Here is a 16,308-nt window from a genome sequence, read left to right as displayed (position 1 = left end):
ATCGCCCGTGCGGAGGTGAGCCGCCCGTGCGGAGGCGGACCGGTCGCGCGACCCGGGAAGAGCCCACCGCCTTCCGCATAAGTAAACACTTTCCCGAGGAGTGCCGTGGCGGGGAGTGTCGGCGACAGGATTTGAGTTAGCCATATTTAAGGCGATTTGGCATTCTCTGAGAGGTTATCGGAGAATTGTCTTCGTGTAGTCGAGAAGGAACGGTGAGTGACCCGATGAACTCGGTGGGGTTCGACCTCGATCTGACGCTCGCGGACACGCGTGCCGGTATCGCCGCGACCTTCGACGAGGTGACGGCGCGCATCGGCGTCCGCATCGACACCGCCGTCGTGCTGGCCAGGCTGGGTCCGCCGCTGGAGCACGAACTGGCCCACTGGATGCCCGCGGAGGAGGTCCCGGCCGTCGCGAGCCTCTACCGGGAGCTGTACGCGTCGATCGCCGTCCCCGTCACCACCCCCATGCCCGGTGCCCGCGAGGCCGTGGAGGCCGTGCGCCGGGCGGGGGGCAGGGTCATCGTGGTGACGGCGAAGAACGTCCACGACGCGACGCGCACGGTCGAGTTCCTCGGCCTGGACGTGGACGAGGTCGCCGGTTCGGTCTTCGGGGCGGCCAAGGGAACGGCCCTCGCGGCGTTCGGCGCCGCCGCCTATGTCGGAGATCACGTCGCGGACGTCGACGCCGCGCGGGCGGGGGGTGCCTTCAGCGTGGCGGTGGCGACGGGCCCCTGCTCGGCGGGGGATTTACGCGATCACGGAGCCGACGTGGTCCTGGAGGATCTGACCGAGTTCGCCGAATGGTTCGAAGGCTGGAGAACCGTCGCCGTTCCCGCGTAATTCGGGGCTCGATATGCGGTCGCTCCCGGCGCCCGCTGGGCATAACCTACATCCATTCCTTTTCACGACAGTCTGAACGAGGTCACCCCTGTGCCGAGTGGCAAGGTCAAGTGGTACGACGCCGACAAGGGATTCGGCTTCCTCACCCGCGACGACGGCGGCGAGGTCTTCGTGCATTCTTCCGCGCTGCCCTCCGGCGTGGACTCCCTCAAGCCGGGCCAGAAGGTCGAGTTCGGCGTGGCCGAGGGACGCCGCGGCCAGCAGGCCCTGTCGGTCCGGGTGATCGACCAGCCCCCGACGCTCGCGAAGACCGCCAAGCCGAAGGGCAAGCGCAAGAAGCCCGACGAGATGGTCGTCATCGTGGAGGACCTGATCAAGCTCCTCGACACGGTCTCCACGTCGTACCAGAAGGGCAAGCAGCCCGAGGCCGCGCACGCGAAGAAGATCGCGGCCGTCCTCCGGGCCGTGGCCGACGACCTGGACGACTGACACCCCGCCCGGCCGCCGGGGACGGCCGGGACCCGGCCCGGCCCGGGGGACGGATCAGCCGTGCGGGTTGGTCAGCGGCCGGGTCCGCTTCTCGGTCGGGGGCTCGGCGTGCCGCACCACCGCGGTGGTCGTCCCGCCCGGCCACGGCCTGCCCCACGCGTCCTGGGGCGAGGAGCCGCCTCCCGCGGGGGCCGGGACGTCGTCCGGGGAGGACGTCCCCCGGGCGGCCTCCACCCGGGCCTCCACGTCGCGGACCCGTCCGCGGCGCCGGACCAGCAGCCAGCCGAGCGAGCCCGCCAGTACCACGGCCATCGCGGCGAGCCCGGCCGACCCGGAGGCGAACAGCGAGAGCCAGAGCCCGACCAGGCCGCCCAGCACCCAGGCGATCTGCAGGAACGCCTCCACCACGCCGAAGGTGGAGGAGCGCACCTCCTCGCCGATCTCGCGCTGCACGACCGCGTCCAGCGCGAGCTTGCCCAGGCCCTGGGCGAACGCCGCCACCAGGGCGACCGCGACCGCGCTCCACATCTGGAAGACGACCGCCGCCAGCACGGTGATCGCGGTCGTCACCGCCAGCGTGGCCAGCACGATGACCTGCGGGGAGTGGTTGCGCACCCAGGAGGCCACCGCCGTGCCCGCCAGCCCCCCGGCGCCCGCGGCCACGGCCAGCACGCCGATCGCCACCGTGGGCGGCAGGCCGGGCAGGTTCCTGTCCTGGACCAGGAACAGCAGGTAGAACAGCAGGAAACCGGAGTAGACGCGGACGGCCACGTTGGCGTACATCGCCTCGGCCACCACCGGCCCCACGTTGAGCATGGTGCGCCAGCGGTGCGGCCGGTCCTCACCCTGCTCGTCCAGGCCCTCCAGGTCGGGGGAGTCGACGTGCCGGGGGAGCCGTACCGCCAGCACGCCCTGGAGCAGGAAGAGCACGGTCGCGGCGCGCAGCACCCACTCGGCGCCCAGCCAGGCGCTGGCGCCGGCGCCGAGCGGCACCGCGATCCCCGCGCTGACCAGCGCGAACAGGGCCACCCTGGCGTTGGCCGTGACCAGCGCGATGTCGGCGGGCAGCACGCTCGGCATGATCGCCGCCCGGGAGACGTTGTAGGCCTTCGACAGCACCAGCACGGCCAGCGCGGCCGGGAAGATCGTGAACACGTCGCCCGGGACGATCGCCGCCGCCATGGCGAAGCAGAGCAGGCCGCGGCCGAAGAGGGTGCCGGCCATCACGAAGCGCCGCCCCGAGCGGAACCGGTCCAGCACCGGGCCGACGAACGGCGCCACCACCACGAACGGGATCATCGTGATCAGCAGGTAGAGGGCGACCTGGCCGCGCGCCTCGTTGACCGGGAGCTTGAACAGCGTCCCGGCCAGGGCGGCGGTGACCAGGGCGTCACCCGCGCTGTGCGCGGCGGTCAGCTCGATCAGCTGGCCCAGCCCGGTGCGGCCCGCCCCCTGGGCGTGGGTCAGCCGCCGCGCGGCCCGGCCCACCCGCCGGGTGCCGCCGACCGCGCCGCGGCCCGCCCGCGCCGCCGTACGGCCGGTGCCCCGCCCGGCCCGCACGCCCGCGCGCCCGGCTGCGGCCACCGACCGGCCCACCTGCCGGGAGGCCTCACCCGCCGCCTGCCGCACCCGCTCCCACCCCGCTGCCACGTATCCAGTCATACCCGAAGGGCGGGTGAGTTGTCCGGTGCGGTTGGTCACTCGCAGGGTGATCGGCGGTCCGCGGTGCCGTTCGCTCCGGTCATGGGTGAGAATGAACTGTGAGTGAGCGCAGCGAGCGAGCCAGTAGGGACAGCAGCCGTGGTGCTGCGAGGCTGACGGGAGACGACTCGTGAGCCGGACTCGATCCCGCGCCGTGGTCCTTGACCAGGCGTGCGTCGCGGCCGTCGACCTGGCCCGTGGGGCGGTCGAGGAGAACGTCAAGGCCGAGCAGGTGGGCGAGCACCTCGGGGTGGAGGGCGAGGGCGACCGCGTCGTCACCCATTACTTCGCCTGCCTGGACCCCGCCTACCGGGGCTGGCGCTGGGCCGTCACCGTGGCCCGCGCCTCCCGCGCGCGCAACGTGACGGTCAGCGAGGTCGTGCTCCTGCCCGGGACGGGCGCGCTGATGCCGCCACAGTGGGTGCCGTGGAGCGAGCGGCTGCGCCCCGGCGACCTCGGCGTGGGCGACCTGCTGCCCACCTCCGACGACGACGACCGGCTCGCGCCCGGTTTCACCGAGACCGACGACGAGACCGACCATCAGATGATCTTCGAGTACGGTCTCGGCCGCGCCCGGGTGCTCTCCCCGATCGGCCGCGACCGCGCCGTGCGCCGCTGGCACTCCGGCGAGTCCGGGCCGCACACCCCGCTCGCGCACGCCGCCCCGGCCCAGTGCTCCACCTGCGGCTTCTACTGGCCGCTCGCGGGCGCGCTGCGCACCGGCTTCGGCGTCTGCGCCAACGAGTACGCCCCCGACGACGGGCGGGTGGTGGCCGCCGACCACGGGTGCGGCGCGCACTCCGAGGCCGCGGTGCTGCCGCACCAGGTCGAGCCGGCCTCGCCGATCCTCGACGACCTCTCCTACGACACCGCCGAGAACCCGGAGAGCGGGCCCGAGCCCGACCTGGCCGGTTCGGTGGACGAGACCGCATCCGAGCCGCTCGGCCACTCCTGACGGGGGACGCCGTCCGGTCCCTTCTGACGCGGAGATCCGGGACCGGCCCGTGACCGGGCGGTCCCGGACGTTCCCCGGCGGCCCCCTCAGGGCCGCCCCGTCGGCGACCCGCCCGGTCGCCGACGGCCGGCCACGCCCCCGGTGGCGTCCCGGCCGTCCGGTCCGGCGCCGGGCACCGGGCGGCGCGGCGTGCGCCCCCGGCCGGGCGCGCACGCCGGATGATCGTGTACGCCCGGACGATCGGACGCGACAGACGGCCCACGGGGGCCCCGACCTTTGGAAAGCATCGCCTTGACTGACATCTTCGGTACCGAACGCCTGCGCTCCGCCGTCCTGGCCGCCTGGACGGCCTCGCCCGCGCGTTTCCGCGAGGACGCCAACGCCGAGGAGGACTTCGCGCTCGGCGGCTACCGCGACCGGCTGATCGTCGAGCTCGCCCAGAACGCCGCGGACGCGGCGCTGCGCGCGGGCGTTCCCGGGCGGCTGCGCCTCTCGCTGCGCGAGGGCGTGCTCTCGGCCGCCAACACCGGCGCCCCCGTGGACAGGGCCGGGATCGAGGGCCTGTCCACGCTGCGCGTCTCCGCCAAGCGGGACGAGACCCGCGCGGCCGGCCGGTTCGGCGTCGGGTTCGCGGCCGTGGTGTCGGTCTGCGACGAGCCGGTGATCGGCTCCCTGGGCTCGGGGGTCGTGCGCTGGTCCCGCGACCGGACCGCGGCCCTGGTGGCCGCCGAGCCCGCGCTGGCCAAGGAGCTCGCCGAGCGCGGCGGGCACGTCCCGCTGCTGCGCCTGCCCTTCCCGGCCGGGCCGGTCGAGATCCCCGCCGGGTTCGACACGCTCGTACGGCTGCCGCTCCGCGACGAGGCCGCCGTGGACGCGGTGCGGGTGATGCTCCGCCAGACCGGCCCCGCGCTGCTGCTGGGCCTGCCCGCGCTGGAGTCGATCGAGATCAACCTGGACGGGGAGACCAGGACGGTCACCGCGGAGGGCTGGAAGGTCGTCTCCACCTCCGGGACGTTCACCCCCGAGCAGGTGGCCGTGCTCTTCGCCGACCGGCCGACCGAGGAGCGCTCCCGGCCGTACTGGCTGGTCCGCTGGGCGGTGCCCGTCGCGGGCACGACCCCCGCCCCCGATCCCGCGCCGGGCTCCGCATCGGGCTCCGCGCCCGCGTCCCTCGCCGTCTCCGTCTCCGGTACGCCGGACGGGGAGCCGGTGCCGCTGCCCGCCCTGGTGCCGCCCGTGGTGCACGCGCCCACACCGAGCGACGAGCCGCTGGACCTGCCCGCGCTGCTGATCGCCTCGTTCCCGATGGCCACCGACCGCAGGCACGTGGCACCGGGCCCGCTGGCCGACTTCCTGGTCGAGCGCGCCGCCGACACCTACCTGGAGCTGCTCGCGCGGCTGCCCCGCACGCCCCGGCTCCTCGACCTCGTCCCCGGCCTGATGGGCAAGGGCGAGCTCGACGCCCGCATCCGCCGGGCCATCCTGCGCAGGCTCCCGGACGCGCCGCTGCTGCCCGCCCTGTCCCCGCCCGCGGACCCCGCGGCCTCCGCGGCCTCCTCGGGCTCCTCGGCGTTCGCGGACTTCGGCCTCGTCGACCCCGGCGCGCCCGAGGCCCCGGCTCCGGCCTCCCCCGCGGCCTCCCCGCCCGCGCCCGTACCAGGTGAGGACCTCGTCGTCTCCGGGCGGCAGGCCTCGGTGGTGGCGGCGCCCGCGGAGCTGCTGGACAGGGTCGCCCCGATGATCCCGGGCCTGCTGCCCGCGGGGTGGCCGTCCCGGCATCCGGCGATCACCGCCCTCGGTGTCAGGAAGGTGCAGCTCTCCGACATCGTGGACATGCTCTCCGGCGACGCCGTCAAGGACAGGGACCCGGCCTGGTGGCGGTCGCTGTACGAGGTGCTGCCCGCCGACGACCCCGAGGCGCTCGGCGCGCTGCCCGTCCCGCTCGCCGACGGCCGCCTGGTCAGGGGACCGCGCGGCACCCTGCTGCTCACCGGCGGCACCGGCGGCACCGGAGACTCGGCGCTGGACCCCGCCGTCCTGGCGCCCCTGGGACTGCGCGTGGTCCACCCGGACGCCGCCCACCCGCTCCTGCTCAGGCTCGGCGCGGGCGAGGCGACCCCCCGCACGGTCCTGGAGGACCCGCTGACCCGCTCGGCCGTGTCGGAGTCGCTGGAGCGCCCCGACCCCGAACCGGTGGCCCGCGCGGTGCTCGCGCTCGTCGACGCCGCCGGGCTGGCCGCGGGCGACGCCCCCTGGCTGGCGGAGCTGGCGCTGCGCGGCGCCGACGGCGAGCTGTACCCGGCCGGCGAGCTGCTCCTCGCCGACGGCGCGCTGGCCGGGCTGCTCGACGACGAGACGCACTTCGGCACGGCCGCGCCCGAGCTGGTGGAGCGCTACGGCCCCAGGGTTCTCGCCGCGACCGGGGTGCTCGACGGCTTCGCGGTGGTCAACGACACCGACGTCATGATCGACCCGGACGAGTGCGACCACGACCTGGACCGCGAGGACGAGTGGCTGGAGACCGTCCTCGACCTGCTGCCCGAGATGGACGTCCCGCCGGTCGCCCGGGAGTTCTCCGCCGTCCGCGACCTGGAGTACGTCGCCGACTGGCCGGCCGCCCTCGCCCTGCTGTCGCGCCCGCCGCTGCGCTCGGTCCTGCACCCGCTGCGGATCCTGGTGGCGGGTGAGGTCGTGGAGGTGCCCTCCTACACCGCGTGGTGGCTCTCCACCCACCCCGTGCTGGACGGCAGGCGTCCCACGCAGCTGCGGCTCCCGGCGGGCGACCCGCTGCTGTTCGGCCTGTACGGGGACGCCCCGGCGGTCGTGGACGCGGCGGCGCTGGCGATGATCGGCGTCCGGAGCACCCTGGCCGAGCTGCTGGCCTCGCACGGCGGCCCCGACGAGCTGCTCGACCTGCTCGGCGACCCGTCCGTGGAGGTCGACCGGGCCCAGTTGCGCTCCCTGTGGGTGGCCCTGGCGGCCGTCGACCCGTCCCGGGTCGCGCCCCCGCGCTCGGTACGCGCCGTCCTCGGGGGCGAGGTCGTCGTGGTGGACGCGGAGGACGGCCGTACGCTGTCCGCCGACGGCCGGGGCGAGACGGACGGGCCGGGCGAGCCGGTCGTGGTCGAGGCCCCGGATCTGCTGCCGCTCGTCGCCGGACGGCCGCTGATCCTGGCCCCGTTCGACCTCGCCGAGGCGCTGTCGGAACTGCTGGACCTGCCGCTGGCCGGTGAGGAGGCGGCCGGGGAGGTGACGTCCTCGGGCGAGGTCCGCGACGTCCCGCCCGCGGTGCGATCGCTGCTGCCCACCGCGCCCACGAGCTACGTGGCGCACGAGGATCTGCTGGTGGACGGCGTCCCCGCGGCCTGGCGCTTCTTCGAGGGCACGGTGCACGCCTCGGGCGTGGAGGGGCTGGCGCGTGGGCTCGCCTGGGCGTCCGGCCAGTGGGGCGACCGCCTCGCGGTGGCCGCGCTGCTCCGGGATCCCGCGGCGGTGCCGCTGCTGCTGGCCGAGGCCGACCTGGACAGCTGGACCGCCTCCACCTAGGCGGGACCGTCCGCGGGACCGTCGGCGGCGCTGCCCGTCCGTACCGTGACCCGGGCGGGCGGCCCCGTGCGGGTCCGCGTCCGGTGGGTCCGGTGGGTCCGGTGGGTCCGGGGCGGGGCGGCGGCCCTACAGGATCGCCGTGGTCGGCTCGATCGGCTCCTCGTCCGGGGGAGGCCGGCGCCGGTCACGGCGGCGGACAAACCACATGCCGAACAGGCCCCCGCAGATGCCGGAGACGCACGTCCAGATCCACCAGCGCTGCCCGGGATCGGGCTGCACGAGCAGGAGCACGACCAGGGCGACGGCCCACAGAACCGTGCCCACGAGGATCGTGAGCGTGTCGTTGGTCTTCAACGGCTGCAGCTCCGGAGGGCGTGGCTGGTTCACGCGCTCCAGACTAGGTGATGGCATCCCACTGTTCGCAAAACGGATTACGCCAAGGCGCGAATCCGTCTCGAAACCATCACCATCGGTGGCCGGTACTTCCCTGGAGGGGAGGTCAATGTCACTCTGCGTGAGTGAAAGATGTCATACCTTCCCGAAGCAGTGGACTTGACCGGTTCTTTTTCATCTCCGACCGGGGCTCCACCGTCGGCCGAGAGGTGCGCGGCGGGTTCGCCACGTTCTTCACGATGGCCTACATCGTCGTGCTCAACCCTCTGATCATCGCGACCGTGAAGGACGCCGAGGGGCAGTTCATCGGCGACGGAAGCGCTCCCAACATCCCGCTCGTCGCGGCCGGTACCGCCCTGGTGGCGGGCCTGCTCAGCATCCTGATGGGAGTCATCGGCAAGGTTCCCTTCGCGATGGCCGCCGGTCTCGGCCTGAACGCCTTCGTCACCTACGGCATCGCCACCCAGATGTCCTGGGAGTCGGCGATGGGGCTGGTGTTCCTGGAAGGTGTGATCATCGCGATCCTGGTGCTGACCGGGTTCCGCACCGCCGTGTTCAACGCCATCCCGTCGCAGCTCAAGACCGCCATCAGCGTCGGCATCGGACTGTTCATCGCCCTGATCGGCTTCGTGGACGCCGGTTTCGTCCGCCGCGTGGCGGCCGGGCCGCCGCTGGAGCTGGGCATCGCGGGCTCGCTGACGAGCTGGCCGATCTTCGTCTTCGTGGTCGGCCTGCTGCTGATCGTGGTGCTGGTGGCGCGCAGGACCAGGGGCGCCATCCTGATCGGCATCCTGGCCACCACCGTGCTCGCGATCGTCGTGGAGGCCGTCGCCAAGGTCGGCGCCTCGACGGTGCCGGGCAAGGCGCCCAACCCCGCGGGCTGGCAGCTCGTCGTCCCCCGGCTGCCCGAGCAGGTCTTCGGGTTCAACAATCCGCTGGTGCTGTTCCGCGAGTTCGACCCCTTCGGCGCCTTCGGCTCCGTCTCGGCCATCCTGGCGCTGCTGCTCATCTTCAGCCTGCTGATCACCGACTTCTTCGACACCATGGGCACGATCGTGGGCGTCGGCGGGCAGGCCGGGCTGCTGCGCGAGGACGGCACCCTGCCCAGGACCCGGGAGATCCTCCTCGTCGACTCGATCGGCGCGGCGGCCGGAGGCGCGGCCTCGGTCTCCTCCAACACCACCTACATCGAGTCGGCCGCCGGTGTCGGCGAGGGCGCGCGCACCGGCCTGGCGAGCGTCGTCACCGGCGTGCTCTTCCTGCTGGCGATCTTCATCTCGCCGCTGGTCGCAGTGGTCCCGTACGAGGCCGCCGCCCCCGCGCTGGTCGTGGTCGGCTTCCTGATGATGACCGCGATCCGCGAGATCGACTTCACCGACTACGGGATCTCCATCCCGGCGTTCCTGACGATCGTCCTCATGCCGTTCACGTACTCGATCGCGACCGGCATCGGGGCGGGCTTCGTCACCTACGTCCTGATCAAGGCCGTCACCGGCAGGGCCCGCGAGGTGCACCCGCTGATGTGGACGGTCGCCGGGCTGTTCGTGATCTACTTCGCCCTCGGCCCGATCAAGGCCCTGCTCGGCCTGGGCTGAGCGGTACGCCCGAGGCCGTCATGGCGACCGGTTCCACCGTCGCCATGACGGCCTCGGGCCGCGCCGGGACGATCACCCCTCGCACCTCCCGTAGGCGGTGAGCACCCGCAGGGCCCGCAGGGTCTCGACGCCCCGGTATTCGAGGGTGGCGGCGGCGCCCGGTGGCTCCCAGGTGATGGCCCACCCTCCGTCCGGCTGCCGGTCCTTCGCCAGCCGGTCGAGGTGACCCTCGATCACGTCGTCGGGGAACAGCCGGCGCCAGTGGCTTCCGGGCGTGGGGGCGAGGTGCAGCGGGGTGACGCCGTAGCCCGGGTCCGCGGGATCGGCGCGGTACCAGCTCAGCTCGGGAAGCCACGCTCCCACCCGCTCGGCGACGGATTCGGCCCGGTCGCGGTCGGGGACGTGCTCGAGGAAGACCATCGTCTCGGACATGGCGTGCGCGTCCTTCGGAAAGCCCTTCTCCAGTTCCGCCCAGCACCCGTCGGTGGCCCGGGTGAGCCAGGGGTGCTCCACCCCCATCCGGTGGAGCAGCCCGGCCAGCCCGGCGGTGGGGTTCAGCCCCGGCGCGTACGTCCAGTCGGACCAGTGCCCGGCCCTCGGGTAGCCCTCCATGACCGGCAGGGACAGGGGCACCAGCCCGTCCGGCGCGGCGACCGTGGCCAGCCAGTCGCACGCGCGCGACACCATCTGCCCACCGTCCGGGGAACCGGCCGTCACCAGCGCCTGGAAGGCGGTCTCCACGTCGATGGGCAGGCTGGCGGGGCAGCGCTTGTCGGGTTCGAGACCGTGGCCGAAGCCGCCGTCGGGGTTCTGGTAGCCGCGCAGGCAGTCCACGACCCCGTCGGCGGACGCTCCCTCGAAAAGGGTGGCGAACAGGCGCCGTTCGAGCAGGCGCCCCTCGCGGAGCAGGAAGTCCCGCGCGCTGCCGAAGATGTCATCGCTCATGGCGTCCATGCTGGCCGAGCACCGGCCCGGCCGTCTTGAACGAATCGGACACGACGCCGCGCCGTTCCCGGCGGTCCGGCCGAGGCCCGGGGCGGGTGCGGTGACGGGCTCGCGCCGGTCCGGTCACGGCCGTCTCCCGGCCGCGCGGGCGGCTCGCACCGTCCCCGCACGGTAGGGAGACGGCCGGGAGACGGCCGAAAAGCCGGGGTGACCGGCGGGTCAGGCGACGAAGTCGCTGCCCATCTTGATCTCCTCGTTGCCGATCAGCAGGTGGTAGTGGGTGCGCACGCCCTGTTCGACACGGACCTTGAAGGCCCTGCCGTCGGGAAGGGTGCCGTCGAGGTGGTCGCCCAGGAACGTCGTCTCGGCGTCCTGCGCCTCGCCGTCGACGAACAGGCGGTGATGGTTGCCGACCCCGCGGCCGGTCTTGCTCTCCACGGTGATGGTGTGACCGTCATAGACCACTTCGGCGCGTCCCTGGAAGAGGGTCTCCTTGATTCCCATGTCGATCGTCCTTTCCCGTCCGGTGGAAGTGGTCGGCGACTACCCCGCCGTCAGGGATATAACCAACCGAAACCCCCGCGCCTCGGGAGGCCCGGGGGCGGGTCACGGACCCGGCGGCGGAGGGGGCGTGGCCGCCCGCGGTCCGCCCGAGGCGTCTTCCGGGGCCGTCACGAGCCGCCACGAGCCGTCACGGGCCGGTGCGGGCGCTTCGGGGCAGGGGTTCGACGAACCCCCGGCCGTCTGGGACGCTGTACGGCCCGCGCCGAGCAGGACCCCCGTGGAGGGAATCCCGTGCAGCCCTATATAGTTAGCAAAGGTAATGACTTATGCTAACGAATCTTCCCAAGAAGGACCACGCCGCCAGCCTGCGCAGCGACGCCGGTCTGGCTTCGGCTTTGCGCGTGTCCATGGCGCGGCTGAACAGGCGTCTGCGCAGGCAGGCCGCGGTGCACTCGCTGACGCCCACCCACCTCGCGACGCTCGCCACGGTGGAGCGAAATCCCGGGATAACCCCCGGCGAGCTGGCCGACCTCGAGAAGGTGCAACCGCCCTCGATGACCCGCGTGATCGCCGCGCTGGCCGAGCGGGGGCTGGTGTCACGTACGCCGCATCCGACCGACCGGCGTCAGGTGAGCGTGAGCCTGACCGAGGAGGGCTCGACCCTGCTCGGCGAGGAACGGCGGCTCAAGGAGGCGTGGCTGACGCAGCGGCTGAAGGAGCTGACCCCCGAGGAGAGGGCGGTGCTCCGGCAGGCGGCTCCGATCCTGGAGAAGCTCAGCCGGATCTAGCCGACCCCGAGGAACCCGGGAGTCCCGCGGTCCCGGTCCCCGCGGTGACCGCGGACGTCCAGGAGGCCCAGGAGGCCCAGGAGGCCCAGGAGGCCCAGGAGGCCCAGGAGGCTCAGGAGGCTCCGGAGGTTCAGAAGACTCCGGATCTCGGAAAGACCCCGGACGCCCCGGCGGCCTCGGGGGACGTGCCCGGGACGCGGGGCGGGATGTTCCGCTCGCTGCGCATCCACAACTACCGGCTGTTCGCCGCCGGAGGGGTGGTCTCCAACGTCGGAACGTGGATGCAGCGCACCGCCCAGGACTGGCTGGTGCTCGACCTGACGAACGGCAGCGCCTCCGCGCTGGGCCTGACCGTCGCGCTGCAGTTCCTGCCGCTGCTGCTGTTCGGCCTCTGGGGCGGCGTGCTCGCCGACCGCTACCCCAAGCGTCCGCTGCTGCTGGCCGCCCAGTCCCTCATGGGCCTGCTGGCGCTCACCATGGGCGTGCTCACGGTGACCGGCTCGGCGCAGGTCTGGCAGGTGTACGTGATGGCGTTCTCGGTGGGCCTGCTGGCCTGCGTCGAGGTGCCGACCCGCCAGGCGTTCGTCGTGGAGATCGTGGGCCGCGAGGACCTGCCCAACGCGATCGCGCTGAACTCCTCCAGCTTCAACCTGGCCCGCGTGGTCGGCCCGGCCGTCGCCGGTGTCCTGATCCACGCGCTGGGCGGCACCGGCCCGATCTTCATGATCAACGCGCTGTCGTTCGTCGCCGTGATCGGCGGCCTGCTGCTGATGCGCAGGGGCGAGCTGGTCGCCTCCGAGCCGGTGCCCCGGGGCAAGGGGCAGCTGCGCGAGGGGGTGCGCTACGTCATGGCCCGGCCCGAGCTGCTGATGCCGATCCTGCTGCTCGGCTTCGTCTCGCTGTTCACCCAGTCGTTCTCGATGTCGATCGCGCTCATGTCCAAGGAGGTCTTCCGGGCGGGCGCGTCCTCGTTCGGGCTCGCCTCCAGCATGTTCGCGGTGGGCGCGCTGGCCGGGGGGCTCATGGCGGCCCGCCGGGTACGGCCCAGCAGGCGGCTGCTGATCGCCGGGGCGGTCTCGTTCGGCCTGTTCCAGATCGCCAGCGGGCTGGCCCCCTGGTACCCCCTCTACCTGGTGCTGCTGGTGCCCGCCGGGATGGCGCTGATCTCGGTGAACACCGCGGCCAACGCGAGCGTGCAGATGGCCACCTCACCGGAGATGCGCGGCCGGGTGATGGGCATATACGTGCTCGTCTTCACCGGCGGGGCCCCGCTGGGCGCGCCGCTGCTCGGCTGGATCTCCGAGCTGGGCGGCCCGCGCGCCGGGGTCGCGGTCGGCGGGGTGCTCACCATGCTGGGCATCGGCGCGGCGATGACACTGACGAAGGTGATCAGCAGGAGGACCCGTGCGGTTGTTCGTGGGACTGACACCGCCCCCGCGGGCGCGTGACGAACTCGCCCGCGCCCTCGCGTCCTCACGGGCGCGGTGGCCCGCGCTGCGCTGGCTGGACCCGGCGAACTGGCACGTGACGCTGGCGTTCCTGGGGGAGGTGCCCGACCGTGCGCTCCCCGGGCTGCGGTCACGGCTGGGGGACGCCGCCGCGGGCCACGGGCCGATGACGCTCTCGTTCGCCGGGGCCGGGGCGTTCCCGTCGCCGGACGGCGCCCGGGTCCTGTGGACCGGGGTGACCGGCGACGTCCCCCGCCTCGCGCGCCTGGCCGGATCCGTACGGGACGGGGTGCGCGCCGCGCTGGAGGATGCCGCGGGGTCCGCGACGGGCCGGGCGGGCGGGGCCGAGCGGCGGTTCGTCCCCCACCTCAGCCTGGCCCGATGCCGTCCCGGTACGGACGTGCGCGGGCTCGTCGAGGAGTTCGCGCCGTTCTCCGGCACCTCCTGGGAGGCCTCGGCCGTCCACCTGATGCGCAGCGACGCCGGGACCGCGGCCCCTCGCGGGGGCCGGGTCCGCTACGAGAGCGTCGCGGAATGGCGCCTGGCGGCACGGGCACCCCGTGGGCAGGGCTAGGCTCCAGGGCGTGGATCGTCCCAGTCGCTGGCTTCTGCCCACGGTGCTCGTACTGCTCGTGCTCCTCGTGGTGGTCGGCGCCCTCGTCTCCTAGCCGGTCGACGCCGCCGACGCCGGTCAGCGCCGGTCAGCGCCGGTCGGCGCCGTCCGGCCACGGGTCACCAGGCGTAGTGCTCGGGTGCCGTCCTGAACCCGGGGAAGATCTCGTCAAGCCGGGCCAGCGCCTTCTCGTCCAGCTCGACCTCCAGCGCCCTGACGGTGCCGTCGAGCTGGTCGATCGTACGCGGGCCGATGATCGGCGCGGTGACGACCTTCTGGTGGAGCAGCCAGGCCAGCGCCAGGTGGGCCGGGTCCACGCCGAGCTCGTCGGCGAACGCCTCGTAGGCCTCCACCTTGTCGCGGTGCTTCTCCAGCTCCGAGGCCATCTGCGGGGTGGCCGAACGGCCCTTGTCGATCTTCCGCAGGATGCCGCCGAGCAGGCCGCCGGCGAGCGGGCTCCACGGGATCAGCCCGAGGCCGTAGTCCTCGGCCGCCGGGATCACCTCGAGCTCGGGAGCCCTGACCAGCAGGTTGTAGTGGGACTGCTCCGAGACCAGGCCGAGGGTGTTGCGGCGCCTGGCCTCCTCCTGGGCCTTGGCGATGTGCCAGCCCGCGAAGTTGGACGACCCCACGTACAGGATCTTGCCCTGCTGCTTGAGGACGTCCATCGCCTCCCAGAACTCCTCGAACGGGGTGTTCCGGTCGACGTGGTGCGCCTGGTAGAGGTCGATGTAGTCGGTCTGCATCCGCTTCAGCGACGCGTCGGCCGCCCGGCGGATGTTGAGCGCGGAGAGCCGTCCGTCGTTGGGCCAGTCGCCCATGTCGCCGTAGAGCTTCGTGGCGATCACCGTCTTCTCGCGGCGCCCGCCCCCCTGGGCGAACCATCGGCCGATGATGTTCTCGGTGATGCCCTCGCCCTTCTTCCAGCCGTAGACGTTGGCCGTGTCGAAGAAGTTGATCCCCAGCTCGTGGGCATGGTCCATGATCGCGAAGGAGTCGTCCTCCGTGGTCTGGGGGCCGAAGTTCATCGTGCCCAGGCAGAGACGGCTGACCTTCAGGCCGGTACGGCCGAGCTGCGTGTAATCCATGCGACCCACACTAGGTACCTGGAGTGCACTCCAGGCGAGCGGGGGCGGAGGGAAATCCGCACCGGTACGGCCCGCCGCGTCTGCGCCGCCCACCGGTGCCGCCGGGGCATGATGGCTGCATGCTGAACAAGCCGGGGGATGTCGTGATGCGCGTGCTCGCGGTGGCCGGCGTGACCGCGGCCGTGGTCCTCACCGGACACGGCGCCTCGGCCGGTACGGGCCAGGAGACGCGGACCGCGGCAGGGCAGGAGACACGAGCCGCGGTGGGTCAGGAGGCGCGGGCCGGTGCGGGACTGCGAACGGCGCGGGACGCCGGGGCCGGCACGGCGCGCGACCCCGGGCAGGGCTCGCCCGGGGATGACGGGGGGCGGATCCTCTTCCGTTTCAAGGACGAGCGGATCACCGAGTCGAGCGGCCTGGCGGTCTCGCCCACCCGTGACGGCGTCTACTACACCCACAACGACAGCTCCGCGGGCCCGGTCTTCTTCGCGGTCGGCCCCGACGGGCGGACCCGCGCGACCTTCACGCTGCGGGGGGCGGACTCCCGCGACTGGGAGGGCATGGCCGCCTCCACGGACCCGCGTACCGGACGGGGGGTGCTCTGGTTCGCCGACATCGGCGACAACTTCGAGGGCGCCTGGCCCGACGTGTCGGTGTACCGGGTGGAGGAGCCCGCGACGCTCACCGACGCCGTCGTCCCCGCCGTGCGTTACCGGTTCCGCTACGAGGACGGCGGGCACAACGCCGAGGGGATCATGGTCCACCCCCGCACCGGGCGCCTGCTCGTCGTGACCAAGCAGTTCTCCGGGGCCGTCTACCAGGCGCCGAAGCGGCTGCGGACCGACCGGGTCAACGTGCTCCGCAAGGTCGGTTCCGCGCCCATCATGGCCACCGACGCCGCCTACGCCCCCGACGGGTCGAGCTTCGTGATCCGCACCTACTTCTCCGCCACGGTCTACCGCGCGCCCGACGAGCAGATCGCCCGCGTGACCATGCCGGACCTGGAGCAGGCCGAGTCGATCGCCTACACGCGCGACGGCAGGAGCCTGCTGACCGGCACCGAGGGGAACCGCAGCCCGGTCCACCGGGTGCCGCTGCCCGCGACGGTCCTCGCCGCCGCGGCCCCCGAGCCCACACCGGCCGCGCGACGGGCCGCTCCCGCGACGACGCCCGGCACCGCCGACCCGGGCACCACACCGGTGGCCGGGACCAGGGACGCCGACGCCGCCGAGGACGACGCCGACGCGGGCGTGCCGGCCTCGGCCGTGCTCCTGTGGCTGGCCATCGCGGCGGGTGCCACCGGCGTGATCACGCTGATCGCCCGCCACACCCGCTGAGGGGTACTCAGGCACGGTTGAGTAATCCGGCGCAAGCGCACCGCAAGCCGTCACCGTCATCCTG

At 73.3% G+C, this 16,308-nt stretch carries 14 protein-coding genes; 9 read left to right on the top strand and 5 right to left on the bottom strand.

Annotated elements, in window-relative coordinates; translation table 11 throughout:
* Positions 1–212 precede the first annotated feature (212 nt).
* Together ACIBCT_RS29345 and ACIBCT_RS29340 are read left to right on the top strand one after the other, a co-directional pair.
* Entirely contained in the window at positions 213–842 is a 630-nt protein-coding gene (locus ACIBCT_RS29345; protein WP_399193986.1) for an HAD family hydrolase, read from the top strand.
* A gap of 90 nt (positions 843–932) precedes the next feature.
* Positions 933–1,331, top strand: coding sequence for a cold-shock protein (locus ACIBCT_RS29340; protein ID WP_344921876.1), 399 nt, complete (start codon positions 933–935; stop codon positions 1,329–1,331).
* Positions 1,332–1,385: 54 nt separating this feature from the next.
* Here ACIBCT_RS29340 and ACIBCT_RS29335 read toward each other — a convergent pair whose 3' ends face one another.
* Positions 1,386–2,981, bottom strand: a complete 1,596-nt coding sequence (locus ACIBCT_RS29335; protein ID WP_399193984.1) for an MFS transporter — start codon at positions 2,979–2,981, stop codon at positions 1,386–1,388.
* Between the two features lie 181 nt (positions 2,982–3,162).
* Between ACIBCT_RS29335 and ACIBCT_RS29330 the strand changes: the two genes are divergently transcribed.
* The gene (locus ACIBCT_RS29330; RefSeq protein ID WP_399193982.1) at positions 3,163–3,987 is read left to right on the top strand and encodes a DUF3027 domain-containing protein; all 825 of its coding nucleotides are present in this window, start codon (positions 3,163–3,165) and stop codon (positions 3,985–3,987) included.
* Between the two features lie 291 nt (positions 3,988–4,278).
* Positions 4,279–7,533, top strand: coding sequence for a sacsin N-terminal ATP-binding-like domain-containing protein (locus ACIBCT_RS29325; RefSeq protein ID WP_399193980.1), 3,255 nt, complete (start codon positions 4,279–4,281; stop codon positions 7,531–7,533).
* Between the two features lie 126 nt (positions 7,534–7,659).
* Here the strand turns inward: ACIBCT_RS29325 and ACIBCT_RS29320 are convergent, their stop codons facing one another.
* Positions 7,660–7,920 carry a DUF2530 domain-containing protein gene (locus ACIBCT_RS29320; RefSeq protein ID WP_399193978.1) on the bottom strand — a complete coding sequence of 87 codons (261 nt, stop codon included), beginning with the start codon at positions 7,918–7,920 and terminating at the stop codon, positions 7,660–7,662.
* A 131-nt stretch (positions 7,921–8,051) separates the two neighbouring features.
* Between ACIBCT_RS29320 and ACIBCT_RS29315 the strand changes: the two genes are divergently transcribed.
* Entirely contained in the window at positions 8,052–9,521 is a 1,470-nt protein-coding gene (locus ACIBCT_RS29315) for an NCS2 family permease (protein WP_399193976.1), read from the top strand.
* Positions 9,522–9,593: 72 nt separating this feature from the next.
* Here ACIBCT_RS29315 and ACIBCT_RS29310 read toward each other — a convergent pair whose 3' ends face one another.
* Entirely contained in the window at positions 9,594–10,466 is an 873-nt protein-coding gene (locus ACIBCT_RS29310; RefSeq protein WP_399193974.1) for a hypothetical protein, read from the bottom strand.
* A gap of 219 nt (positions 10,467–10,685) precedes the next feature.
* A complete protein-coding gene (locus ACIBCT_RS29305) occupies positions 10,686–10,970 on the bottom strand; it encodes a hypothetical protein (RefSeq protein WP_399193972.1) in 285 nt (94 codons plus the stop codon).
* A gap of 326 nt (positions 10,971–11,296) precedes the next feature.
* Between ACIBCT_RS29305 and ACIBCT_RS29300 the strand changes: the two genes are divergently transcribed.
* From ACIBCT_RS29300 to thpR, 3 genes are read left to right on the top strand one after another with little or no spacing between them, the layout of a single operon-like run.
* The gene (locus ACIBCT_RS29300) at positions 11,297–11,758 is read left to right on the top strand and encodes a MarR family winged helix-turn-helix transcriptional regulator (protein ID WP_399193970.1); all 462 of its coding nucleotides are present in this window, start codon (positions 11,297–11,299) and stop codon (positions 11,756–11,758) included.
* Positions 11,759–11,802: 44 nt separating this feature from the next.
* Positions 11,803–13,206: an MFS transporter gene (locus ACIBCT_RS29295; protein ID WP_399193968.1), complete on the top strand. Its 1,404-nt coding sequence runs from the start codon at positions 11,803–11,805 to the stop codon at positions 13,204–13,206.
* Complete coding sequence (gene thpR / locus ACIBCT_RS29290) at positions 13,163–13,780, top strand: RNA 2',3'-cyclic phosphodiesterase (RefSeq protein ID WP_399193966.1); 618 nt, start codon at positions 13,163–13,165, stop codon at positions 13,778–13,780. Before ACIBCT_RS29295 ends, thpR begins: the two co-directional genes overlap by 44 nt.
* A gap of 158 nt (positions 13,781–13,938) precedes the next feature.
* Here the strand turns inward: thpR and ACIBCT_RS29285 are convergent, their stop codons facing one another.
* Positions 13,939–14,907: an aldo/keto reductase gene (locus tag ACIBCT_RS29285; protein ID WP_344899653.1), complete on the bottom strand. Its 969-nt coding sequence runs from the start codon at positions 14,905–14,907 to the stop codon at positions 13,939–13,941.
* 119 nt (positions 14,908–15,026) lie between these two features.
* On the opposite strand from ACIBCT_RS29285, the gene ACIBCT_RS29280 reads away from it, so the two are divergent.
* Positions 15,027–16,244 (top strand): hypothetical protein, encoded by a 1,218-nt coding sequence (locus ACIBCT_RS29280; RefSeq protein ID WP_399193964.1) that lies wholly within the window; start codon positions 15,027–15,029, stop codon positions 16,242–16,244.
* The last annotated feature ends 64 nt before the right edge of the window (positions 16,245–16,308 follow it).

It is taken from the genome of Streptosporangium sp. NPDC050855, from assembly GCF_044456585.1.
Lineage (GTDB): Bacteria > Actinomycetota > Actinomycetes > Streptosporangiales > Streptosporangiaceae > Streptosporangium > Streptosporangium longisporum.
Note: the sequence above shows the minus strand (reverse complement) of the source record. Positions and strands in the feature narration are given on the sequence as shown.

Bases quoted from the DNA above. Each gene is read 5' to 3' on its own strand.
- ACIBCT_RS29310 (WP_399193974.1), bottom strand. From the start codon at position 10,466: ATGAGCGATGACATCTTCGGCAGCGCGCGGGACTTCCTGCTCCGCGAG.
- ACIBCT_RS29305 (WP_399193972.1), bottom strand. From the start codon at position 10,970: ATGGGAATCAAGGAGACCCTCTTCCAGGGACGCGCCGAAGTGGTCTAT.
- ACIBCT_RS29300 (WP_399193970.1), top strand. From the start codon at position 11,297: ATGCTAACGAATCTTCCCAAGAAGGACCACGCCGCCAGCCTGCGCAGC.
- ACIBCT_RS29285 (WP_344899653.1), bottom strand. From the start codon at position 14,907: ATGGATTACACGCAGCTCGGCCGTACCGGCCTGAAGGTCAGCCGTCTC.
- ACIBCT_RS29280 (WP_399193964.1), top strand. From the start codon at position 15,027: ATGCTGAACAAGCCGGGGGATGTCGTGATGCGCGTGCTCGCGGTGGCC.